Here is a 24,706-nt window from a genome sequence, read left to right on the forward strand (position 1 = left end):
CCAGCCTCGCGGAAAAGCCCGTTCGCCGTATTACCCTGCCCTCAGGGGCTTTGCCGCTCCTGCCAGCACGAGTGCCAGGAGGATCGGCGCGAGAATGGCCAGGAGCGCCAGGTGTATGCCGGTCAGGTCGCCGAGGTATCCCAGAAGGGGAGGACCGGCGAGGAACGAAATATACCCCAATGTCGATACTACGGACACCCGGGTCGCAGCATGCTTCGGGTCGTCCGCAGCGGCAGACATGCCCATGGGGAAGGCCAGCGCTGCTCCGACCCCCCATAAGGCGGCCCCCACAGCGGCCAGCCACACGTTTCCGGCGAGCACAAAGAGGCACAGCCCGGCCGCTGCGGCAGCCATGCTCGCCCTCAGGACAGCAACACGGCCGTACTTGTCGATGACGCGGCCGCCAAGGAACCGCATTGCCGTCATGGCCAGCACGAAGAGGGCGAACATCAGCGCGCCGGTGGATTCAGAGGTGCCCAGGCCGTCTACGGACGCTTTCGCGATCCAGTCATTACCTGCACCCTCCGTCAGGGTGGCCCCGAGGACCACGACGCCTATGAGCAGGGTGCGGCTGTCACGCCAGGCTGACGGTCCCTTGGCTGCCTTTGGTTCTCCGTCCGGTGTGGCGGTGGAGATATGCGGGAGGAAGTAGCGCGGGGCAGTCAGCATCACCACAACAACCACGCCGGCGATGACCAGCAGGTGCAGGGGCAGGCCGACGCCCACGGTGGAAAGTCCGGCACCGATCAGTGCACCGACGAAGGCACCGCCGCTGAACGCTGCATGGAACTGCGGCATGATGGTGCGCCGCAGCTTATGCTCCACGTCGGCACCCTCAATGTTCTGGGCTACATCCCAGAGTCCGATTGCGATCCCGAAGAAGAACAGGGCAACGGCCGTTCCGGGAATCGACGCAACCGACAGCGAAGCGGCGATTCCGGCACCCGCGAGGGCCGCCAGGATGCCGCCAAAACGTGCGGTGTTTGCGGTCCCGATCCTTCCCACCACCAGCCCGGCGGTAGGGAGCGCCAGGAGCGAACCCACGGCGGTGCACAGCAGGAGGGTGCCCATCTGCCCGGAGGTGATCTCCAGGGTCTCCGTGACGGCGGGGATCCTCGCGGCCCAGCTGGCAAAGACCAGGCCGTTGATGCCAAATACCACAAAAGTGGCTGCCGCGGCAGCGTTCAGTCCTGCCTGCTGCCCGGTACCGGTGTTGATGCTCATACAGTCACTACTTCCAGGGAGTATTCGTCGAGTTGCGCGCGTTCTTCGGCGCTGACATTTTTGTCCGTCACCAGGACGTCCACCCGTTCCAGGCCGGCAACCAGCGCCCGGGCTTGAGCGTCCCATTTGGCGGCGGAGGCAGCCACGATCACCCGTGCGGCCGATTCCAGGCCGGCGCGCTTTACTGCCGCGTCGTCGATGTCGTGAGCCAGGAGGCCTGCCTTGAGGTCCACGGCGCAGGGTGTCACAACAGCGGTGTCGAAGCGCAGGGAGCGGATGTTGGATTCGGCGAGCGGCCCACGGAAGCTCAGCTCTCCGGGGACAAGGCTGCCGCCGGGCAGCAGCAGGGTAGGGCGGGTACCTGCAGTGGGTTCGCCGCCCGCGAGGACATTCAGCGATCTGAGCGACATCGGCATGACCGTCAGTTCCCTCGCTTCCACGGCGCGGGCCACCTCCGTAGCGGTGCTGCCGCTGTCCAGCCAGACGTGCTCGCGGTCCCCCAACAGCCCTGCTACTGCGGCCGCAATGCGCTTCTTGGCGTCCTGGTCCTCCAGTTCGCGCTGGCCATAGCCTGGATTTTCGCCGCGCCCGATGAGGCTCCGCGCGCCGCCGTGAACACGGCGGAGGACGCCGTTCGCTGCCAGGATCTCGAGGTCCCGCCGGATGGTTGCCCCCGACGCGTCGCAGGCGACCGTCAGCTCCTCCACGGTTACCTCATGGCGCTGGCGGAGCAGCCCGGCAATGGTGCGGTGCCGCTCGTCAGTCTTCATGATCAAATGCTAGCAAACTCTGATCATTTGATCATGAACGCTCTCTCACTTAACGCCGCAAATCACCCATCCCTCTCTCACCGGTGAGAGAGGGATGGCCAAAAAGCTGCAGGGAGTGAGAGAGCGTTGGGTCAGCGGACGCGCTCCACGCGCTTTTCGTCCCACACCGGCTCTGCGGATTCATACACCTTGCCGTCGGACCCGAACACCAGGAAGCGGTCGAAGGTGCGCGCGAACCAGCGGTCGTGGGTCACGGCGAGGACGGTTCCTTCGAAATGGTCGATGGCCTTCTCAAGCGCCTCGGCGGAGTGCAGGTCCAGGTTGTCCGTGGGCTCGTCGAGGAGCAGCAGTGTGGCGCCGCTGAGCTGCAGCAGCAGGATCTGGAACCGTGCCTGTTGCCCGCCCGAGAGGGACTCGTACTTCTGTTCCGACTGACCTGCGAGTCCGTAGCCGTCCAGCGCCCCGGCCGCTGCCTCCCGGCCGAGTCCTGAACGGTGTTCATCGCCACGGTGCAGGATTTCCAGCAGCGTCTTGCCCAGGAGGTCGGGCCGGACGTGGGTCTGGGCGAAGAATCCGGGGCGGATCCTGGCGCCAAGTTTCACGGTGCCCTCGTGCGGCACTTCGGCGATCTCGACGTCGGACACGGGCAGGTGTTCCCGCTCCGGATCGGTTCCGCCGGTGGCCAGCAGCCTGAGGAAGTGCGACTTGCCTGAGCCGTTGGAGCCCAGGACGCCAACGCGGTCCCCGAACCACACCTCTGTGGAGAAGGGCTTCATGAGCCCGGTGAGTTCCAGCTTCTCCGCCACGATGGCCCGCTTGGCGGTCCGCCCGCCCTTAAGGCGCATCTGCACGTTCTGCTCGATGGGCAGCGCCTCCGGCGGCCCGATCTCCAGGAACTTGGCCAGCCGGGTCTGGGCTGCGTGGTACCGGTTGGCCATGTCGGAGCGGAAGGCGGCCTTGTTCTTGTACATGTTGACGAGTTCCTTGAGCTTGACGTGCTCCTCGTCCCAGCGCTTCCGCAGTTCCTCGAAACGGGCGTTCCGGTCTGCCCGCGCCTCCACGTAGGAGCCAAATCCGCCGCCGTGGATCCAGGCACCGGCACCGTTGATGCCGGGTTCCAGCGTCACGATGCGCCCCGCGGCATTGTTCAGCAGCTCGCGGTCGTGACTGATGAAGAAGACCGTTTTCCTGGACTCGTTCAGCTTGTCCTCAAGCCACCGCTTGCCTGGAACGTCAAGGTAGTTGTCCGGTTCGTCGAGCAGCAGGAGGTCGTCCGGCCCGGCAAAGAGCGCTTCGAGTACCAGCCGCTTCTGCTCACCTCCGGAAAGGCTCGACGCCGGGCGGTGCTGCGCGCGGTCAAAGGGAAGTCCCAGCGCGGCCATGCAGACCTCGTCCCAGACGGTTTCGACGTCGTAGCCGCCCGCATCTCCCCAATCCACGATCGCCTGGGCGTACCGCATCTGGCTTGGCTCGTCGTCGTGCTCCACCATGGCCAGCTCGGCGTCGTCCACCTCGCGCGCCGCTGCCGCCAGGGCAGGCGGGGCGGCGGACACCAGGAGGTCACGCACGGTGGAACCGTCCCGGACCTGGCCCACGAACTGGCGCATGATGCCCATGTTCCCGGACCGCCCGATCACGCCTTCATCCGGCACCAGGTCCCCGGCGATGATGCGGAACAGGGTGGTCTTCCCGGTGCCGTTGGGGCCGATCAGTGCGGTCTTGGTGCCGTCCGGGACTTTGAAGGTCACTCCGTTAAGCAGCTGGGTGCCGTCGGAAAGAAAGTAGTCAATGCCGGAAACGTCAATATGGGCCACGTATTCCATCTTCCCACGGCCACGGCTAGCCGGCTGCGGTGAGGAACTCCTTCAGCAGCGGCCCGGACGTCGTCGCTCCCAGTCCGCCGTCCTCCACGAAAACAGCCACTGCCAGGTCCCCGTGGACAGCCACAATCCAGGCATGCGTCTTCGGGGGAGTCTCTTTGCCGAATTCAGCGGTCCCGGTCTTCGCACCCACGGGTTGACCGGGAACGCTCGCCAGGAAGCCTGCATGCCCGGAGGTGACCACGGCGCGCATCATGTCAGCCAGCGAAGCGGCCTCGGCAGCGGTGATCGGCTCACCCGAGGCCGTCGACGGCGCTTCCGCCGTGGCGGTGGCGGAAGGCTGCGCCGCCGGCGCCGTGGAACCGCTCGTCGTGCCGGCAGCGGCAGCACCGCCGTCGGGATTGAGGACCAGCTGGGGCGACACCGGCGCGCCCTTGGCCACGGAGCCTGCCATCATGGCCGCCGCCAGGGGAGAAAGCAGGACCTTGCCCTGCCCGATCATGGACGCGGCGTGCTCCGTCCCTGCCGCCTCGCCGGGGACGGATCCGAGGAACGCGTCTGCGCCCAGGGACGGCGCTTCGACGGCGATGCCCATGGCCAGGGCGGCAGCCTCGAGCTGTCCTTGTGACACGGTGTCCCGGGCGGCGATGAACGCCGTATTGCAGGAATGCGCAAAGGCGTCACGCAGGGTGACAGAGCCCAGGGAGCTTTCGGGATAACCGTCGGCGTTCTTGAAGGTGCGCCCGTCCACCGTCAGCGTCGGCGTGCACTCAACCTTGGAATCAGGGGTCAGCCCGTTGCGGAACATGGCGAGCGAGTCCACCATCTTGAAGATCGACCCGGGCGCGTACTGGCCCAGCATGGCCGTGTTGTAGCCGTTACTGCCGGGACCCGAGGCCACGGCCAGGACGGCACCGCTGGAAGGGCGCAGCGCCACGATCGCCGACGCCGGGCCGACTTCCTCCAGGGTGGTCTCCGCCAGTGCCTGCAGCGTCGGGTCGATGGTGGTCTTCAGCGGTGTACCGGGCTCAGGCGCCACTTCAAAGAGCACGCGCCGGGGGTCAGTTGCTGCGGACTGGATCTGTTCGCGCGTCAGGTCGGCGCGCTGCGCGCGGATTACGACGGCGTCCGTCCCCCTGAGCTGTTCGTCGTACTGCTGCTGCAACCCGCCGATGCCGGTCACATCACCCGCTGACAGGGCACCTTCCGAGGCTTCGATCTGCTCAGCAGTGGCTTCCCCGACAGTGCCGAGCACGGCGCGGGCGAAGGTCCGGCTGGGTGCCAGCGGCACCGAGGCGGGAATGGCACGGGCGCCGGGGATGGCTGCAATCTGCTCGTTGGTGATGGTGCGGCCTTCTTCCCGCAGGGTAATCGCGGAAACAAAGGCTTCCGCGCCGGAGGCCTGCACCTGCTGGACGTAGCCGGCCGGGTCAACCCCGACGAGGGCAGCGAGCCTGGTGGCAGACTCGGTGGGATCGGCAGCGCCCAGCTGGGGCTTGTCGATGCCGACGTTCACCACGGGACGGTAGGTGACCAGGGGGACGTCCCCCGCCCCGAGGATATCCGCGCGCTGCGGGGACTGGGCGCCTTTGGTGAGGATCTCGCTGTCCGCGAGGCCGGGTGCCAGGGTTGCCGGGTCCCAGACCGTAAGCCATTTGTCCCCGGACTTCTTGAAGTTCGCCGGTACGGTGTATTTCCACTCTGCATCGCCGAATTTCCAGGTGTAGTTCAAAGGCGCCGAGGCGTTGTCGCCGTCCAGGGTGATGCCGCCTGCTTCAACCGCGGGCTTCTGAGGATCCAGTGCCTTGAACACGCCGCGCAGCTGGTCGTTGGCGGCAGCGGCGTCCTTGCCGTCGAAGGCCACCCCCGCAACATCTAGTCCCGAAACGGCTGTGGCAAATTGCTGTGCTGCGGTTTCTGCCCCGCTCCTGCCGTCGTCGCAGGCCACCAAAGAGGTTCCCAGAATGAGCGCAGCTACGGCAACAGAAAGTTTTGTTGATTTCCCCATTCGGCCATTATGCCCCGGGACATGCAGTGCGTCCGGCCATGCTGGCGGTATTACAGGCGGTTCTACGGGCGCTGCCGGCTGCTATGCGCCACCCAGGCCCAACGACGGAACGGGCAGGTGGAATATGTCCTTCAGCGCATGGGTTGCCGCGTGCAGGCCGGGCATGCCGGTGACCCCAGGGCCGGGCGGCGTGGAGGAGGAACAAAGATAGACGCCGCGCAGGGGAGTGCGCCATGGATGCCGGGATACTACGGGCCGCTGAACCAGGCCGCGAAGGTCCATGGTGCCGGCGCTGAAGTCCCCGCCGATGTAGTTCCGGTTGTACTCTGCCAGCTGCGCCGCCGTCACCACGTTGGTGTCCACCACGAGGTCCCTGAAACCGGGGGCAAACCTCTCCAGCTGTGCGGTGATGGCTTCCGCCATGTCCTTGGTTGAACCGGCCGGTACGTGGCAGTAGGTCCACAGGGTGTGGCGGCCGGCGGGAGCGCGCCGTGGGTCGAACCGGGACGGCTGGGCCACCAGCACGTAGGGCCGTTCGGGGTGCCGGCCGGCACTGACCTCGTTTTCCGCGTGTGCCAGTTCCTCCCTGGTTCCGCCTACGTGGACTGTTCCGGCGTCAGCCAGTTCCGCCGCCTGCCACGGCACGGGGCCGGACAGGATGAAGTCCACCTTGCACGATCCGTTTCCGTAGCGGAATGACTCCAGGGCTTTGCGGTAGCGGGCGGGAAGGGAGTCACCGGCCATGTCCACCAGTCCGCGCGGCGCGACATCAAGGAGCGTGGCCCGCGCCGGGGGAAGGTCCGTCAACCGGTTGATGGGGGTGTTTGTGTGAAGGGTGCCGCCATGCGCCTCGATGTCCGTTGCCAGGGCGGCGGCGATGGCAGCAGATCCGCCCAGGGGAATGGGCCATCCTTCAGCGTGGCCCAGTGCCCCGAGCATCAGCCCTGCTCCGGACGCGGCCAGGGACGGAAGGTGGGACACGGCATGGGCCGCAACACCGCTGAGGAGGGCAGGAGCTGGCTCCTCGCGGAACCTGGCATTCCAGAGGCCCGAGCCTTGCTCCAGGGTCCGCAGGCCGAAAATGCCCGCGGCCACGGGATTGCGGGGAAGGCGGAAGAGCTGGTTCTGCGTGAAGTCCATAACGTCGTCGATGTTCCGCACGATGGGGCCCATCAGCCGCCGGTACGCAGCGCCGTCCCGGCCGAGTCCCGCTGCGGTCCGGTCAAGCGACCGGTAGGCGAGGGCGGACCGTCCGCCGTCCAGCGGTGATCCGAAGGAGAGCTCAGGAGTGACGAGCTCCATCCGCCGGGAAAGCTCAAAGGCCCGGAAGAAGGGCGAGGCCAGGGCCATTGGATGGACGGCCGAGCAGACGTCGTGGAAGTGGCCCGGCTGCATGAGTTCTGCCGTCCGGGTTCCGCCGCCGACCACGGGCGCGGCTTCGAAGACCTCCACGGTAAGCCCTGCCCGCGCCATGACGGCCGCGGCGGCCAGTCCGTTGGGTCCTGCGCCCACCACCGTCACGTCAGGCATCGGAGGCCGCCTTCTGCGGGAGCGCGGCAATGGTCCGGCGGCGCAGGTTCAGCCGGAACCTGTCCGGTGCCCCGTTGAACGGGCCGCCGTGGGGATCGTCCAGGTGGTGCCTGCGGATGGGATCGTACGTGGGGTCGTAGATGTCCCAGGTCACCCGCGCCATCAGGTAGGTGACGGCCAGCATGTGCGCAGCCACGGCCAGGACGTAGTAGGGCATATCCAGGTTGTGCTGGGAGGAGCCTGCGCTGGTCACCTGTCCAAGGTACATCCACACCGCAGCCCAGTGGAGGCCCTCGATGCCCTGCCAGACCAGGAAGTCGCGCCACCGCGGCCTGGCCAGCGCGAGGAGCGGGATCAGCCATACAACAAATTGCGGTGAATACACCTTGTTGGTCAGGATGAAGGCCGCCACAATCAGGAAGGCAAGCTGGGCCAGGCGCGGGCGGCGCGGTGCGGTCAGGGCAACAAGGGCGATGAGGCCGCAGCCAATCGCAAACAAGCCGAGGGACAGCAGGTCTACGGCTGCACCGCTCAGTTCCTGCCCCCTTAACCGGCCAAGCACCAGGTTGTAGGCGAACCATGGTGAGCTGTAGCCGGCGCCGCGGTCTGCCGAGAACTGGAAGAAGTAGGCCCAGCCCGGGAAATTAGCGACGGCGAAGGGGAGGTTGACAACGGTCCACGAGGCGGCCGCGGCCCCCGCAGTCTTGAGGAACGGCTGGAACCGTCCGGTCCGGAGGGCAAGCAGGAGGATGGCGCCCAGAATGAGCAGTGGATACAGCTTGGCGGCCGTGGCAAGCCCGATGAAGACTCCCGCCAGCACCAGCCGCTCCCGGGAGAAGAAGTACATGCCCACGGCAAGCAGGGCCACCGCCCAGAGATCCCAGTTGATGGTGCCGGCCAGGATGATGCCCGGCGCCAAAGCCACCATGGCTGCGTCCCAGGGCCGGCGGGCGCCCATCCGGGCGGTGGCCAGGACCGTGACCACCGCGGCGGCGGCCAGAAGGGCGGCATTGATGTCGAAGTAGGCCAGGATCCGGGCATCCGGGGTTCCGGCGCCGGGGACCATCCAGGCCGTTATCCCGGCAATAAGGCCGGTCAGGACAGGGTACTCAAACTGGCTCCCCGTGCCCAGGATGGGAAAGTTGCCGTCTGCCAGTCCGCGGTTCCGGAATAGTTCGGGGAAGTCGGAATAGCAGGTGGCGTAGAACTGGGTGGGGGATTCCCATCCGTTGGCACGGCAGTATCCCTTCAGCAGGATGCCTGCCAGTGCCGCCAGGACGGTCAGCAGGATCAGTACCCGCTCCACGGTGAAGACACCGGGGGAAACAATGCCCGGCGCGGACCGGGACCCAAGGGGGCCGCCCACCAATTCCGTGAAGTTCCTCAGGAGAATATCGCTGCGGCTTGGAACAACGAGGCGCAGCCTTCCTCGATGCTCGGGCGGCTGGGTGTCCTCCATGGCTTCGAGCTTACCGCCGTGCCCGGAACCCGGTTGGCGCCACGGACGGCGGAGCCCACGCGTCGCCGCGTGGGCTCCGGCCACAGGTTCGCTGGTGTTCACGGTGCCTCCTGGCGAAGGTACTTCTTCGTGGCTGCCCGGGTCACCCGGGCGGCATCGTCCCTAGCGGGTACCGCCGACCTGCTGGTGCATCAGGACGAATACATCTTCGCGCTGCTTTTCCAGCAGGGTCTCGTTGAACTTCCTCCGGCTGCTGCGCCGTCCTTGGGCCGGCAGTAGGAGTTTTCGGAACTTTTTCATGGCCATCACCTCCTTTCCATGTGGGGTTCGGCATGCATAAATGGGCGCGGCAATTGAGCCCTTTTATGGCGGATATATCAAAGAATGCAGCAGGGCATTATGGGCAGCACGAATAGAATTACGCAGAAACTGGCGCCAATTCCCTGCACATCTGCACTAAAGCAGCATTGCGCAGGGAAGAAAGGCGGAAGAATGCGAAAGGGAAAGTCCGTGGTCCCGCGGGAACGGTTTGGAAATGCTGCACCTGCACCAGGCCGGTGTCCTGCCGGACCGGGGCCCGCTGAGGGACGCTGCTGCCTGGGCTCCAGGCGCGAGTAGCGGCTAGGAGCCGGCGTAATCCCTAAAGGGGCGCGCAAAAGCATCAGGGGCCGGGGCAGCGGTGATGGTCATCTTCCATCCGCTAGTCAAAGTAATCATTTTCCCAACCTCCTTTTCTGCTCTGCCGCCGCACGGGCCAAGGACCCGGCAGCGTGCGCCGCGATCCCGGCAGGACGCTCTGGGATCAGGAATAAAATTACACCACGAGTTGGACTATTGGCTACTTAATATCCAAAAATTGTCCAACCTTATTTTGGTGGTCTCTTTTAGAGACCCCATCGGACGATCGCAGGCGTCTTTTTGTCCCACCCGAGAGTGCAGACTTTTGCGGTACCCAGAATAAAATGGCGGCCTTCGGCAGGCGGCAATTCCAGCCAGCGTGCGGTAAGGATCCTTGAGAAATGGCCGTGGGCCACAATCAGCACATTGTCCATGCCGGACTCGAGCACGCGCCCGATAATTTTGTCTGCCCTGGCGGCCACCTCGTCCAGCGTTTCGCCGTTGGGAACGCCGTGGGTCCAGATGAGGTAGTCCGGATTGTCCTTGCGGATCAGGTCCGAGCTGATCCCTTCGTAATCGCCGTAGTTCCACTCAACAGCCATAGGTTCGTGCTGGGCGTCGGGGAAGCCGGCAAGCTCGGCCGTCCGCCGCGCGCGCCTCAACGGCGAGGTGAGCACCAGGTCGAAGTCGACCGGATCCAGCACCTTCCGGGCTTCCACGGCCTGCTGTTCACCCTCGACGGTCAGCGGAAGGTCCGTGAGCCCGGTGTACTGGCCGCTCTTGGACCATTCCGTCTCGCCGTGGCGGAGGATCCAGAGCTGGGGCCGGGGGGCAAGGGCAGGACTGGTCACTTGGACTCCTCAGAAGGGGACGGCTCGACGACGGCGGGCGACGTTCCAGCGTCAGGCGCCGGGGATGGGGGGACGGCAGCTGCTGATTCAGGCTGGCCTGCCCACCAGCGGAGCAGGCGTGCTTCCGCTTCCTCCGCAGGCAGCGGACCGTTCTCCATCCGCTCGTTAAGCAGGAACTTGTAGGCACGCCCCACCACCGGACCGGGCTTGATGCCCAGCAGGGCCATGATCCGGGCGCCGTCAAGGTCGGGCCGCACGGCATCCAGCGATTCCTGCTCGCGGAGGGCGGCAATGCGGGCCTCGAGGTCGTCGTAGGCGAAGGCCAGGCGTTCGGCTTTCCGCTGGTTGCGGGTGGTGACGTCGGAGCGGGTGAGCCGGTGCAGCCTTTCCAGCAGCGGCCCGGCATCGGTCACGTAGCGGCGGACTGCGGAGTCGCTCCAGCCGGCGTCCCCGTAACCGTAGAAGCGCATATGGAGCTCCACGAGGCGGGCCACGGCTTTGGTGGTGTCGTTATCGAAACGCAGCGCCTTCATCCGTTTGGAGGTGAGCTTCGCTCCCACCATGTCGTGGTGCCGGAAGCTCACCGCGCCGCCCGGTTCGAAGCGGCGCGTCGCCGGCTTCCCGACGTCGTGCATTAATGCTGCGAAGCGCAGCACAAAGTCCGGACCTGGCACCGGGCCCTCACTGTCCGTCTCCAGCTCCGCTGCCTGTTCCAGGACCTGCAGGGAGTGCTGGTAGACGTCCTTGTGCCGGTGATGCTCGTCCGATTCCAGCCGCAGCGCCGAAACCTCGGGCAGCACGAACTCGGCGAGTCCTGTGTCCACCAGCAGGTCCACGCCGACGCGCGGGCGGGCGCCGCAGATGAGCTTGACCAGTTCGTCCCGCACCCGTTCGGCGGAAATAATGGTGATCCGTTCGGCCATCTGCGTCATGGCCTGCCGGACGTCCTCGTGGACGGAGACTCCAAGCTGGGCGGCGAAGCGCGCCGCGCGCATCATCCTCAGCGGATCATCCGAGAAGGACGCTTCCGGCGCCCCGGGAGTGGCCAGCACGGAGGCATGGAGGTCGCGTACGCCGCCGAAAGGATCCACCAGTTCCAGGGAGGGCAGCTTCAAGGCCATGGCATTAATGGTGAAGTCGCGCCGGAGCAGGTCATCTGTCAGGGACGAACCGAAGGCCACTACGGGCTTGCGGGAATCGGGATCGTACGCCTCCGCCCGGTAGGTGGTGATTTCGATCTGGAAGCCTGCCTTGCGCATGCCGATGGTTCCGAAGGCGCGGCCGATCTCCCAGTAGTTGTCCGCCCACTTCTTGATGAGGGCAACCGTCTGGTCCGGGGTGGCATCGGTGGTGAAGTCCAGGTCCGGGGAGGTCCGGCCCAGGAAAAGGTCACGCACCGGGCCGCCCACCAGTGACAGCTCGTGGCCGGCGTCCACGAAGCGCCGGCCGAGCTCCAGGACCACCGGGTCCACCTGGAAATCAACGGTCGGGGAATCAGTCTTGTGATGTGCGTGAGCCATAGTTACTTAAGCTTGTCAGAAACCAGCGCGTCGGCAGGCCAAAATACGGTCAAGATCGTGCGGAATCACTCCACCGCCGGCAAAGTGCGTCATATGCAGTCCATGTTGGTGTCATGTTCCGGTCATCACGAACGGGCAACAGTCGTTAGAGTGGACTCCATGGCCCATCCAGTACCGAGCGCTCCCGGCAGGAGGACAAACGCACCATTGCCGTCGGCAATCGGTGCGCACGTTGCCCCTGCCCAGCATGCGGCACCGGCATCGCTGCCCACGGTTGAGGAGGTCTCTGCCGGCGGCGTTGTAGTGGACACGTCCGACGCCGAGTTGAGGGTTGCGATCATCGCCCGCCTTAACCGCGGCGGACGTTTGGAATGGTGCCTGCCCAAGGGCCATCCGGAGGGCAAGGAAAACAACGAGCAGGCAGCGGTCCGGGAAATTGCCGAAGAAACCGGCATCGAGGGGGACATCCTCGCGCCGCTCGGAAGCATTGACTACTGGTTTACAGTCAGCGGCCACCGGGTTCACAAGACGGTCCACCATTACCTCCTGCGGGCAACGGGCGGCGAACTGACCATCGAGAACGATCCGGACCAGGAAGCCGTGGACGTGGCGTGGGTTCCCATCCAGGAGCTGGCCCGGAAGCTGTCCTTCCCCAACGAGCGCCGGATTGCCGACCTCGCCCGCGAGGTCCTCCCGGAGCACCTCTAGGACTGCAGATATCCCGGGCTCAGGGCCCCGGCGTTGCGGCTTTAACCGCCTTCGGGTGAGACGATGAAGTCGATGTCAGCTACCAACTTTCCTTCCGATAAAGCCGGCCGGCCCGGCGACGCCGTCCCGGATGGCGTTCCCCCCGAGCCGGCGGGCCCGGACAGCACCCCTGGCGCCGTGGCTGCCAGTGAAACCCGGTCCAGTGCCATCATGGCCGCAGGGACGCTCGTGTCCCGGTTCCTGGGCTTTGGCAAGACCTGGATGCTGGGCACGGCGCTCGGCCTGGGCTCCACTGTCAATGACACCTTCATCAACGCGAACAACCTGCCCAACCTGATCTTCCTGCTCGTGGCGGGCGGGGTGTTCAACGCTGTCCTGGTCCCGCAGATCATCAAGGCAAGCAAGGCCCCGGACAGGGGAGCGGACTACATCAGCCGGCTGCTGACGCTGGCTGTGCTGCTCCTGCTGGGACTGACGGCGCTGGTGACGCTGGCGGCCCCCTGGGTTATTGAACTCACAACGCAGGGATACACTCCGCAGCAGAAAGCGCTGGCCGTGGCCTTCGCTTTCTGGTGCCTGCCGCAGATCTTCTTCTACGGCCTCTATGCCCTCCTGACCCAGGTCCTGAATGCCAACGGAGCCTTTGGGCCCGCCATGTGGGCACCCATCCTTAACAACCTGGTGGCGATTGCCGGCCTGGGGATGTTCATCTGGATTTTCGGCGAGAACAAGGTGAACCCGCACACCCTCGACAACTGGGGCGACACACAAACCCTCCTGGTGGCCGGGTTCTCAACCATCGGTGTCGTTGCACAAACAGCCATCCTGATGATCCCCGTGATGCGGCTCAAGCTGGGGATCCGCCCGCGTTTCGGGTGGCGGGGGGTGGGACTGGGCCAGGCAGCCAAGCTGAGCGTCTGGACCTTGCTGACTGCCGCCGTCGGCCAGCTCGCCTTCCTGTACGTCATGCGCATCGCCACCATTCCCGGCGCCGAGCGCATCCGGCTGCAGCAGGCGGGGGACCCCGCGGCCTTTATGCTGCCAGGCAACGCCGTGCTGGAGGTGGCCAGCCAGCTCTACCTGCTGCCGCACTCCATCATTGCCCTGTCCCTGGCCACGGTGCTGTTCAACCGGATGACCCGGGCCTCCCAGGACGGCAACCGTGATGCTTTGCGTGACGCCCTCTCGCACGGCCTGCGGACCATGGCGGTGGCAACCGTGTTCGGTGCGCTGGCGCTGTTTGCCCTGGCAGGTCCCCTGGGCATGTTCTTCTCGGGCGGGCTCCGCCAGGACGGAGTGATGCTGGCCCAGACGCTCACCATCCTGGCGCTGAGCACGCCGTTCATGAGTGCCAACTTCATGATGTCCCGTGTCTTCTACGCCAATGAGGATGCGCGCACACCGTTCTACGTCCAGCTGCTCCTGGCCATTGTCTACGTGGCCGGGGCGTTCGCCATCCAGTTCCTGCCCGTCACGCAGATCATCTACGCCATCGCGGTCCTCTACATGGTGGGCAACATCCTCTCCGTGGTCATCAGCGCCTGGTTCCTGCGGCGCCTCCTGGGTCACCTGGACGGGCCACGGATCGCCAACTCCTACATCCGCATGGGGTACGCAGCGCTTGGTTCCGCCATCGCCGGAGCCGGTGCCCTGTGGCTCCTGGGGAGCTACAGTCCGGACGGGTTTGCCTGGCAGGACAGGCTGTCAGCCCTCATCACCGTCGTCGTGGTGGGCCCAATCATGCTGGTGGCCTACTTCTTCCTCCTTAAGCTGTTCCGGGTTTCCGAACTTCGCGACCTTCTCCGGCCCCTCCTCGGCCGGCTGGGGCGCGGTGGACCGGCCGCACCTCCCGCTGGAGGCGGGACCCCGCCGTCGGACTCGCCCTCCGGTTCGCCGTCAGATTCCCCATCCGGTTCCCGCTCAGGCTCGCCGTCTGATTCACCGTCCGGTGGGCGCCAGCAGCCGGACCGTGCCACCACGTCCGTTGACACGGGCCTCATCCCCAGGATTTCCGGTGAGTTCGACGCCGTATCCTTCAGGGCCGGGCCGGCCCCGGAACAGGAGGCGCCCGGGCGCGGGGCGCGGGGGAAGGAACCGCTCGACGGCGATGGCTCGCCAACGTCCGACGGCGACTACCTCCCCGGGGAGGACCAGCCCAGCACGGCACGGGGTGGCTTCCTGCGGGAGCAGATCCCCCTTCCAGGGCGCCGCACCTTCCAGGGGAAGCCCGGCGAGAACCCCCATTTCAAGCCGAGGAAACCCCGGAAAAAGTGACGTTCCCGCGGTTTCCGGCCGCCGTCGTCCAAGGTGGAAGGGACGCAATCGGCTAGGATCGGAAAGGTACAGGGGTAGTTGCATCCAGGGGTCAGGCGCCCGCCGGCTCCTGGACGGTGGTTGCATCATTAAGGCCGGCAATCCCGGACAGTCTAGGAGGAACACGTGTCCAACCCGATCGATGTCGGATCAGTACTGGGTGGCCGCTACAAGGTCACTGCCACGGTATTGGCGTCGCACGACCACGATCTGGTGCTGGATGGTGTGGATCAGGTCCTGAACCGTCCCGTCAGCATACTGGTGGCCGGACCCGGCAACACCGAACAGGTTGCCCAGAGCGCCCGCGAAGTGGCCACCGGCGAACGTCCCGGCACCGTCCAGGTCCTGGACCTCGGCATGAGCGAGGCAGCCACCTACCTCATCACCAACCACACTTCCGCCGCGGATCTGCTGGACCTGGTGGTGGCCTCCAATCCTCCCTACGTGGAACCGTTTTTCACGGACACCCTGGGAAGCGAAATCTTTGGCCAGCCGCGGTCGAACGAGCCGGAACCCTACGACGATGAAGACCATGTAGAAGCCGGCTACATCAACTACTCGGACAACCACGCCAGCCAGGTGGATCCTTACCGTGCAGCGCCGGCTGTTCCGCCGAAACCACCAGTTCGTCCCGCTGCCGCGCCTTCCTCTGGACGCTCGTCCAACGGGGCCTCCGCTGGAGGCCGGGCAGCGGCAGCCGGTGGAGCTCTTGCTGCGGGAGGAGCCGCAGGTGCGGCCGCTGCCTCCGGCTCCGGAACCGATCGGTCAGCACGCCCCGAGGACCACCAGACCGCCCACACGCCGGCTGTAGGCCACACGCAAGGATCACCCGGCTCACCGGCCGGTAAGCCCAAGGTGTCGCTGTGGTCCGATGACGATTACGCGCACGCTGAAGAGCATGCCCCGATGGACTCGTCAGCCGACGACGAACCAGAGACCAAGAAGAAGAAATCTTCCGTTTTTGCACGGTCGGCTGCACCGGCAGCTGGTGGCGGTGCGTCCGTCCCCGATCAGGACCGTTATGACGACGACGACCGTGACGAACCTGCCCGCGAGCCCCGGTCCATGCGCTGGTTGGTTGGTGGACTGCTGGCGGTGGTGCTCATTGCCGGACTGGTGTTTGCCGTCACCAACCTCGGCAGCCTGTTCACCTCGCAGCCGCAGGCGGTGCCCACGGCACCCGGCACCAACAGCAGCGCTCCTGAAGACACCTCGGCTCCGACGCAGGCACCCACAACGGCACCGCCCGCTGCACCCCCGGCCATCGAGAGCATCACCAGGCAGGGCAACTTCGACTTTGCTGCCACCTTTGACGGCGACCTCGTCAGGGCGTACGACGGTAACGCCGCGAGCTTCTGGTCCGACATGGAGTTCGCCACCGAGAACTGGGGCGGACTGGCACCCCAGGGCGTGCCCCTAGTGGTGAAGCTCGAGAACCCGGCCATGGTGTCCTCCATTACGCTTTCGCAGCTTGGTGGCTCCGGCGGCAACATCACTGTCTATACCAACGACCGTCCTGCACTGGATGGGGCTAAAGCAGTAGGAACCAACAGCTTCACGTCCACTGACCTGACCATACCTTTGGCGGAGCCCGTGGAGGCCGAGTATGTGATCGTCTCCATCAACTCCCTGCCGCGGCTGGCTGCTCCGAAGACCCGCTACGGATTCGGCATCCGGCTCGCCGAGATCAAGGTCCAGTAACCAGGCTCCTTCTGGCTGTAGCGTTCGTGACGGCCACGGCCGGCACGAAGGCGGAACTCTGATCAAACCCTGCAGCAGGCGGCGGCCCCTTGCCGGGGCGGTAACCTTGAAAGGGCGCCTACGGTGACGGCGGCCTGCCGTGTACCGGTGGTCCACCATGTCCAGGCGCCGGAATAATCAGGAACACCCAGCAGTTGTGCCATGTGGCCGGCCTCCACGAGGGGCGCGTCAACCAAGGAAGAGGTTCACCGTTCAGTGACCATCGCAGAAAACACCGCGTCCGATGTACGTGATGTCATCATTGTCGGTTCAGGCCCGGCCGGTTACACGGCAGCTGTCTACACAGCACGTGCCAACCTGAAGCCGCTGATGCTTGCCGGCTCCGTCACTGCCGGCGGCGAACTGATGAACACCACAGACGTTGAGAACTATCCGGGGTTTCCGGAAGGGATCATGGGTCCGGACCTCATGGAGAACTTCGAAAAGCAGGCTGTCCGCTTCGGCACGGAGATCCAGTTCGAGGACGTTACGAGTCTTGAACTTGAAGGCCCGGTAAAGACAGTCACCATCGCCACCGGTGAGAGCTTCAAGGCAAAAGCCGTCATACTCTCCACGGGATCGGCCTACCGCGAACTGGGCCTGGCGAACGAAAAGCGCCTCTCCGGACACGGCGTTAGCTGGTGTGCAACCTGCGACGGTTTCTTTTTTAAAGATCAGGACATTGCCGTGATCGGCGGTGGCGACTCCGCCATGGAGGAGGCCCTGTTCCTCACCAAGTTCGCCAGGTCAGTCACGGTTGTCCACCGCCGGGACTCCCTGAAGGCTTCCAAAATCATGGCTGACCGTGCCCTCGCCCATGAGAAGATCAGCTTTGTCTGGAACAGCACTGTGGACGACGTCATCGGCGAGGACAAGGTCACCGGGCTGAAGGTCAAGAACCTTCTTGACGGCAGTGTTTCGGATCTTGCAGTCACAGGCGTGTTCGTTGCGATCGGCAACGACCCGAGGACCGAGCTGGTCAAGGACGTCCTGGACCTCACCCCTGAGGGAACCATCGCCGTCGAAGGCCGCAGCTCCAGGACCAGCATTCCCGGCGTGTTTGCGGCCGGTGACGTGGTGGACCCCACCTACCGCCAGGCGATCACCGCTTCAGGCTCCGGCTGCGTCGCGGCGATTGATGTTGAGCACTACCTCGCAGACTTGCCCGCGTAAGTACCGCCACGATACCCGAAGAGAGAGATCAGGTTATGAGCAACGCAAAAGACGTAACAGACGCAAGCTTCAGCACGGACGTACTGTCCTCCGACAAGCCGGTAATCGTTGATTTCTGGGCTGAATGGTGCGGCCCCTGCCGCAAACTGGGTCCCATTCTGGATGAAATCTCGGTCGAGTACAGCGAGAAGGTGGACGTGGTCAAGGTGAACGTGGACGATAACCCCGCGATCGCCGCCGAATACGGCATCACATCCATTCCGGCTGTCTACCTTTTCCAGGGTGGGGAAGTGAAGAGTACGGTCATCGGCGCCAAGCCGAAGCAATTCTTTGAAAAGGAATTTGCGGACGTCCTGTCCTAAACCTTCACGGGCTCGTATGAGTCGAGCACAAAAAAGTGGCCACTGCAGGAGCGGTGGCCACTTTTTTGTTCGCACAATGGATAAGTCCACCTATTTCGCACAGATCGATCTGCGCTCCCTGAGGTTCGGGTACGCCGTGATGATTCGACCTGGAACCTTTGGACTGTTTCACGTGAAACAGTCGCGCTGTCTGCAATAGCTAGTTGGCGCGCCACCACGAGCAGGAATGGAAGTAGGGGTCTCGTGCAAGACGTGTCCCGACTCGCGTTACCAACTACATCAATCGCCAAACGAAGGGTTTCGCATACTTTTGGTGCAGCACTCCACATTCCACCCGGTGACGGTGCATGTTGTCACCGGTTCTCCGAGGCCCCGGACCAGTTGCGTCTCACGACAGCTTCAGTAGCCCGGATGTCCCTATTTCCAGGACCCTATGGAGACCCACGCGTACGCGCTTGTTGAGCAGGGCTAAGGCAGTAGAACGTTGGTCCCGCCTCCGTACACCCTTCGGGAGGTAAGTTAAGGGTGTTCAATGGACAACTTGGTACGCGACGTCCGTGAACCAGTCAGAACTAGCCACGGGTTGGCGGAGTCGTCTGTTTCACGTGAAACAGGCAGCAGCATCCCGGCGTTTCACGTGAAACATGAGGGCATGACTACTAGAAGGGATTAGCAAACCCGAAGGTTCTTGCTGCAGCCGGCGAGTTGCGCCCTGATCGAAGTATTCGGTGACCCGTCACGAGTAGGGACGGCTTACGCGGCACCTGGCTAGGGCCACGCGTTGCAGTGCGCGCACTGGTACAAGGGTGACCATCTCGGGGTTCCGTACAGCCTTGGCGAGCCTAGCCAAGTCTCCAAGGCGATCGTCACCAGGCAAGAGTAGGTCCAACAGTCCTACGGGCAGCACCTCGAGCCGTTGGGCCTTCCGCACATTCGCCGCAAGATTCGAAACGCCAACACTTCAACTGATGCGTAGCTCGAGAGGGCTTTTCATTCCGTCAATCACCGGGCACTCGAGGGCGCAGTGGAGGATTGTACAGGCGCGACTATCCAGAGAACCTGTAGGCAACGGGTTTTCGTGAGTGATGGACGCTCCGCGTACTAAACTCACTGCGGTGCCCTGCTCAAGGGCAACTGGGAGCACTCAGCAAACATTTCCTAGAACAGTGACATCCTGCACGAGCAGAGACACAGCGTTCCCTAACCATCAAGACTAGTCGTCCGGCGACTGTGACCTGTCGCCTGCAGACGTAGTCGGTGACGGGCATAGGGAGATATGCATCCGCCTAGGTCGCACGAGGTCACTCCACGAATTCCGTTGACAGCAATGGCAATCCGAAGCCGAACTCAGTGAACTTGGGACAGGGGACGCCGTTTCACGTGAAACATGCACGGCTAAGGGTCGCCGCTGGACCGCGTGGAACCTTCCAAGTCGATGTCGCGGCACCGAACCCCAGCGGTGAGCCGGTTCTGTCGCATTCCGAACTGCCTAAACGCCCGCAGCGCCAGAACGCGACAGCGTCCGTTCAGTGTCCGACTCGTGATTGACCGCGGCACAAGCCCCTACTGTTCCGTTGCACTCGTCTCACCCCAGAATTAGCCACAAGAGCCCAGAGTGCTGGGGTCGTAGCGGTCGGGCCACAGGTGACCCACAAGAATGCCCCGATTGATCGAGATCGTTGCGGCGTTCCGAATCACAGAAGAGCAATCATCCTCCAGGTGCCGCGGGGAAGCGGAGAACCGGCGGCGTGAATTCTCGCAGTCGACACCTGTACCTGCCGGACTACGTCACCTGGCTTACTCGTGGCTTGTGCTCTCTTGGCTTTGAAGCATCCAGACTAAAGTGCCGCCTCACGAGATTTTGGGGTAGTTTTTACTCTGAAATATAGCGGGAAAGGGTCCGGTGGCGGCAGGATATCCACATGCTTTTCCACAGATGCAGCGTCCGGTATTCACAGTGATATCCACAGGTCGACGGAGTCATGTCAGTGTACTGCGCAACTCGGACACCGACAGTCAAGTTTTCGATACGGCGCTTCAGCTAGCTCTCAACCTTCTCAGCCTCATGGCAGTTCGGAGCCGCACTGCCATCTGGGCCTGCTGTGTATGTACAAAGTAAACATTTCTGACTGAATTATTGGGACTGTGAGGTGCCTCTCCTTGCTCCTCGCCCATGTTTCACGTGAAACGCATGCGACCCCATTCCATCAGGACCGTAATCGCTGCTTTAACAATGGCCACCAGAGACCTCATGATGCGATTCTGTACGCGCTCAATACGGGTCATAGAGCCGCATCGTCCACATAGTTATCCACAACGATATCCACGGATGGCCGACACCCATCCGCGTCTGGGCAGCGCTTAGCACACGGCGCTTAGCGATCGGTATTATTCGCTAAGGCGATATCGCTCGCATGCGTTCACACAACCACCGTAGCTCCGCTCGCGTCGCCGACAGCCCGCACAAGATTCTGCAGCCACGAATATGGACGCATAGCACGAGTTGCGAGGACGTTGGTAGGTGACGGTGGGATCCAAGCGACAAACGCACCAATGGAGGCTGCTGCGTATAAACCACCATATGACTCCTTTCGACGAGCAATCCGCTGACAATTCCCCATCGGGTTCCTCTGCCCGGTGTCGCGCATCGCCGATCATCTGAATGGGCGGCATATCTTCTATGTACGCAAACTTGAGATCGTGGTCATTCCGCGTGAAGTTTGCTTAGGTCCCATCGGGTATCTCGAGCGGTAACCGGACCTGGACAGTTGAGCGTCGAGAACGCTCTCATTTTGGGACTGAGCATGCGTGGTAGGTCGTGCATAGGGGAGTGCGTCCACTCAAGGCAGAGGTCATCGAGGCTGCTTGTGTCCCACGTATGGCTTCACTAGCCGGCACATGATTCCGATCCGCTGTCGCAGCGCTGGGCCTTGTTCCGGTCTGACTCCGGTCAGTCCTCAGTCCTATCCCTCAGTTGGTCTTCCATCGTACTGTTTCACGTGAAACAGTCCGGGCACAGCGGACGCCGAGGTTTGCCCCAATGACTTTTGCTTAGCGGCTTGGGCGCGCTTGACCCAGCAATAGGACCCTAAGCGGGCCTCCACGGCCAAAATGAGGGACAGGGGGAGCCCGGCACTTCGCCTCCGACGTTCATGTCCTGACGGGCAACGTGCGGCCCTGCAGGCGCTCTGACGACGGCTGTCTGTTCCGGCACGGCACAACACAGCGGTAACTTCCCCCCTCCCATAGCACCTCTTAGCTCCCACACCGGAGTTCGCTCAAGTAGCCGAAGTGCAGACAAAGACAGGTACCAAATGACGGGGCCGAAGTGGCAGTCAAGACGGGGCCCCGACCCGACATGTTCCACGTGAAACGTGCGGCGAGAAACGGTTATCGACGTCCGGGAGTCTCGAACACATCCGCTCTACGTGGCGTGATCCGAGTACACGAGCAACGTCCACACCCGCACGACGTCAGATCATCGTTCCGAACGGTTCCAGGATCGCGGCCGGACGGTAACCACGGACGTAGAGAACGCATTGTCACTCAATCAGCCTCGCTGAGGTTTCAGAAAATCTCATCACGACGATTAAATGGTGGCGTTAGCGGACGGCGCTTCCCTTTTCAGAGTGGCTGCACTCGCTGAAGCCCCTTCGTCTTGGACGAGAACAGCGCCGTGGGCCCCGCCTGTTTCACGTGAAACGCTAATCTACGCAGAATAGAACATCAGCCTAAGAGCAGAAGCTAGCAGATGCGTTCATTCCAGTCATGACCTCTCCTTGGCCCCAGCCCGCTTTCCCGACTAGATGCGGCCACTATTCAGCTCCCAGATGTCCGAAACCCTGGGTTGGCTACCCAGCAGCATGTGTTTCGGCCGAAGACAAAGTTGCCGAGCGCAATCAGTTCAGAATCGTCGCATGGCCGATACTCGGAACCAGCAGCCATGCAGCCTCCCCCCATCCAGCCCAGGCTGCTCGTCCAAAGGATCCGTAACACACAGTGGCTGGACGACCTCCCGCAATCTTACGAGCAGCCGTCATGCGCGAGTCGAATGGGGTGAAGATCCTGATACAGCTAGGGCCCGATTCGGCGTGAATCGGGCCCTACCTAGACACATCCTGCTATCCGGTCTGGCCGGGCGCCAAAACCTCCATAATCCGGTTGAGGTCTTCGACGCTCGCGAATTCAATGCTTACTTTGCCCTTACGGACGCCAAGGGAGATCTTGACGTTCGTATCAAGCCGGTCGGAGAGCGACGACGCCAAGTAGTCGAGCCGCTCATGACGGGCACCCGGACGGGGAATGTTGTTCTTCGGCGGTTTGGCCGGATCCTGGTACAGCGTCACAGCTTCTTCGGTGGCACGAACCGACATACCCTCCGCAACAATCTTCTGGGCCAGTCGCTCCATGGCTGCGGCGTCAGGAAGCGCCAGGAGGGCGCGGGCGTGGCCTGCCGAGAGAACGCCGGCTGCTACACGGCGCTGCACCAGCGGGGGCAGCTTGAGCAGCCGCAGGGTGTTCGAGACCTGGGGGCGGGAACGGCCGATGCGGTCAGCCAGTTGCTCGTGAGTTGTTCCGAAGTCCTCAAGGAGCTGCTGGTAGGCGGCAGCCTCTTCCAGGGGGTTCAGCTGGCTGCGGTGCAGGTTTTCGAGCAGCGCGTCCCGAAGCAGGTCATCGTCGGTCGTGTCACGGACTATCGCGGGGATAGTTTCGAGGCCGGCAGCCTGTACTGCCCTCCACCGGCGTTCACCCATAACCAGCTCAAACGGCTCACTACCGTCTTCGGTTGATTTCCGCACCACAATTGGCTGGAGGACACCGATTTCGCGTACCGAGTGGACAAGCTCCGCCATGTCGTCTTCATCAAAGACGGAGCGCGGCTGTTTGCGGTTGGGGTGGATATCGCCAACCGGAATCTCAGCAAACCGAACGCCCGGAACCTCGACCAGGTCCACGCCGCCGTCATCCCACACAGGGGTTTCCGATCGCTCGCTGGACACATCTGCGGACGCCGGCGCTTCAGGCATGCCGGTCGTCGGCTCCTGCTCGGTGTCACCGGCATCGTCTGTTGCGCCGGGCGATGTGGCCACGGTCTCGGTCTTTGCCTTCGCGGCAGCGCTGGGCTTGGGTGCCGGGCTTCCAGCATCTGTTCCCTTGCCCGCAGCGGACTTGGCAGTACTGGATTTAGCTGAGGAGGACTTTGCTGAGGAGGGCTTGGTGGACGTAGCCGCCGAAGGCTTGTCTGCTGCGGGCTTCGACGACTGGGGCTCGACGGCCTCCTCTGAAGACTCCGTCTTCTTGCGTCCCTCAGGGAAGAAGAGATCTACCGGACGCGAGACGGTTGTCGCGTTACCCGACCCGTTGGCGGCGGCGGAACTTGGAATCAGCGCACCCAGACCGCGGCCCAGGCCGCGTCGTTTCTCGCTCATTGGTAATCCCTCCAGTGGTAGAGCCAGGCGTTGCCAGGCTCCCGTCGTTGCAGTTTGAAGATTTTAGCGCTCTGCTATTTCAGCAGCGGCTTCCAGATAAGACAGGGCTCCACTGGAGGAAGGGTCGTACGTCATTACCGTCTGCTGGTAGCTCGGTGCTTCCGAGATGCGCACCGAGCGCGGAACCACGGCAGAGAGGACCTGATCCGGGAAGTGCTGGCGAACCTCGGCCGCAACTTGGGCTGCGAGGTTGGTACGGCCGTCGTACATGGTCAAAAGGATCGTCGACACCACCAGATCGGCATTCAGGTGCTTCTGGATCATCTCGATGTTCTTCAGCAGCTGGCTCAGTCCTTCAAGTGCGTAGTACTCGCACTGGATCGGGATGAGTACCTCGTTGGCTGCGCAGAAAGCATTGACGGTCAGCAGTCCAAGGCTCGGCGGGCAATCGATGAAGATGTAATCAAGCCGCTGTTCCCCGTTCTTTTCCCGGGTTTTGGCATAAACGTCAATGGCTCGCCGGAGCCGCTGCTCACGGGCCACGAGGGACACCAGCTCAATTTCCGCGCCGGCCAGGTGGATGGTGGCGGGTGCGCAGATCAGGTTTCCGATGTCCGGGCACGGTGCCACCACATCAGCGAGGGGTACGTCGTTGATCAGGACATCGTAGATGCTGTCCACGTCCGCGTGATGTTCGATCCCCAGGGCGGTCGAAGCGTTGCCCTGCGGGTCGATGTCGATCACCAGGACATTGAGGCCAGCCGCCGCCAGCGCCGCCGCAATGTTCACGGTGGTGGTGGTCTTCCCCACCCCACCCTTTTGGTTGGAGACCGTGAAGATTCGGGTGTTCTCAGGACGCGGCAGCTGGCGGCCTACCAGGCGTTCACGGCGTTTGGTTTCATGCGCCAGCTCACGGGCAATGGGGCTGGAATCGTCGATCGCATCAATAACGTTGGATCTACCGCCAGCAGTTGTTTCACGTGAAACGGCTGCTGACTTGGCGGCCTTCGAAACCCGTTCCGGGTGAATCCCGCCTCTGGCGGGGGTCGCGATAGGACCAGCGACAGAACGTGCTGACCCCAAAGACACAAACGGGGGTATCCGTTGTGTGGAGGCTTCACTACTGGTCACTGGGGCACACTCACTCTCGTTCAGCCAAATTTGCTGCCGTTGTCTAGCCT

General features: G+C 63.5%; 16 protein-coding genes. 5 read left to right on the forward strand and 11 right to left on the reverse strand.

The window, feature by feature from the left end:
* Positions 1 to 30: 30 nt before the first annotated feature.
* From IEX33_RS05530 to IEX33_RS05570, 9 genes are all read right to left on the reverse strand, one after another.
* Positions 31 to 1,224, reverse strand: a complete 1,194-nt coding sequence (locus IEX33_RS05530; protein WP_188728432.1) for an MFS transporter — start codon at positions 1,222 to 1,224, stop codon at positions 31 to 33.
* Positions 1,221 to 1,994 carry a DeoR/GlpR family DNA-binding transcription regulator gene (locus IEX33_RS05535; protein WP_188728434.1) on the reverse strand — a complete coding sequence of 258 codons (774 nt, stop codon included), beginning with the start codon at positions 1,992 to 1,994 and terminating at the stop codon, positions 1,221 to 1,223. The genes IEX33_RS05530 and IEX33_RS05535 overlap by 4 nt, the downstream gene beginning before the upstream one ends.
* 131 nt (positions 1,995 to 2,125) lie before the next feature.
* A complete protein-coding gene (locus tag IEX33_RS05540; protein WP_104187065.1) occupies positions 2,126 to 3,808 on the reverse strand; it encodes an ABC-F family ATP-binding cassette domain-containing protein in 1,683 nt (560 codons plus the stop codon).
* Positions 3,809 to 3,833: 25 nt separating this feature from the next.
* Complete coding sequence (locus IEX33_RS05545; protein WP_188728436.1) at positions 3,834 to 5,822, reverse strand: penicillin-binding transpeptidase domain-containing protein; 1,989 nt, start codon at positions 5,820 to 5,822, stop codon at positions 3,834 to 3,836.
* A gap of 81 nt (positions 5,823 to 5,903) precedes the next feature.
* Positions 5,904 to 7,352, reverse strand: coding sequence for a phytoene desaturase family protein (locus IEX33_RS05550; protein WP_188728438.1), 1,449 nt, complete (start codon positions 7,350 to 7,352; stop codon positions 5,904 to 5,906).
* A complete protein-coding gene (locus IEX33_RS05555; protein ID WP_188729170.1) occupies positions 7,345 to 8,811 on the reverse strand; it encodes a glycosyltransferase family 87 protein in 1,467 nt (488 codons plus the stop codon). Before IEX33_RS05555 ends, IEX33_RS05550 begins: the two co-directional genes overlap by 8 nt.
* 162 nt (positions 8,812 to 8,973) lie before the next feature.
* Positions 8,974 to 9,111 (reverse strand): hypothetical protein, encoded by a 138-nt coding sequence (locus tag IEX33_RS05560; protein ID WP_188728440.1) that lies wholly within the window; start codon positions 9,109 to 9,111, stop codon positions 8,974 to 8,976.
* A gap of 584 nt (positions 9,112 to 9,695) precedes the next feature.
* Positions 9,696 to 10,280 (reverse strand): histidine phosphatase family protein, encoded by a 585-nt coding sequence (locus IEX33_RS05565; protein ID WP_104186705.1) that lies wholly within the window; start codon positions 10,278 to 10,280, stop codon positions 9,696 to 9,698.
* Positions 10,277 to 11,800, reverse strand: coding sequence for a CCA tRNA nucleotidyltransferase (locus IEX33_RS05570; protein WP_188728441.1), 1,524 nt, complete (start codon positions 11,798 to 11,800; stop codon positions 10,277 to 10,279). Before IEX33_RS05570 ends, IEX33_RS05565 begins: the two co-directional genes overlap by 4 nt.
* Positions 11,801 to 12,007: 207 nt before the next feature.
* Here IEX33_RS05570 and IEX33_RS05575 point away from each other — a divergent pair, with 207 nt between their 5' ends.
* From IEX33_RS05575 to trxA, 5 genes are all read left to right on the forward strand, one after another.
* Entirely contained in the window at positions 12,008 to 12,508 is a 501-nt protein-coding gene (locus IEX33_RS05575; protein WP_104186702.1) for an NUDIX hydrolase, read from the forward strand.
* 72 nt (positions 12,509 to 12,580) lie between these two features.
* The gene (gene murJ, locus IEX33_RS05580) at positions 12,581 to 14,782 is read left to right on the forward strand and encodes a murein biosynthesis integral membrane protein MurJ (protein ID WP_188728443.1); all 2,202 of its coding nucleotides are present in this window, start codon (positions 12,581 to 12,583) and stop codon (positions 14,780 to 14,782) included.
* 165 nt (positions 14,783 to 14,947) lie between these two features.
* Positions 14,948 to 16,522, forward strand: a complete 1,575-nt coding sequence (locus IEX33_RS05585) for a protein kinase family protein (RefSeq protein ID WP_188728445.1) — start codon at positions 14,948 to 14,950, stop codon at positions 16,520 to 16,522.
* A gap of 255 nt (positions 16,523 to 16,777) precedes the next feature.
* Positions 16,778 to 17,734, forward strand: coding sequence for a thioredoxin-disulfide reductase (trxB, locus tag IEX33_RS05590; RefSeq protein WP_188728446.1), 957 nt, complete (start codon positions 16,778 to 16,780; stop codon positions 17,732 to 17,734).
* A 35-nt stretch (positions 17,735 to 17,769) separates the two neighbouring features.
* Entirely contained in the window at positions 17,770 to 18,096 is a 327-nt protein-coding gene (gene trxA / locus IEX33_RS05595) for a thioredoxin (protein ID WP_104186691.1), read from the forward strand.
* 4,121 nt (positions 18,097 to 22,217) lie between these two features.
* Here the strand turns inward: trxA and IEX33_RS05600 are convergent.
* Both IEX33_RS05600 and IEX33_RS05605 read right to left on the reverse strand, forming a co-directional pair.
* A complete protein-coding gene (locus tag IEX33_RS05600; RefSeq protein WP_188728448.1) occupies positions 22,218 to 23,525 on the reverse strand; it encodes a ParB/RepB/Spo0J family partition protein in 1,308 nt (435 codons plus the stop codon).
* 63 nt (positions 23,526 to 23,588) lie between these two features.
* Entirely contained in the window at positions 23,589 to 24,656 is a 1,068-nt protein-coding gene (locus IEX33_RS05605) for a ParA family protein (RefSeq protein ID WP_308421959.1), read from the reverse strand.
* Positions 24,657 to 24,706: the final 50 nt, after the last annotated feature.

The sequence above is a fragment of the Pseudarthrobacter scleromae genome, from assembly GCF_014644515.1.
GTDB lineage: Bacteria > Actinomycetota > Actinomycetes > Actinomycetales > Micrococcaceae > Arthrobacter > Arthrobacter scleromae.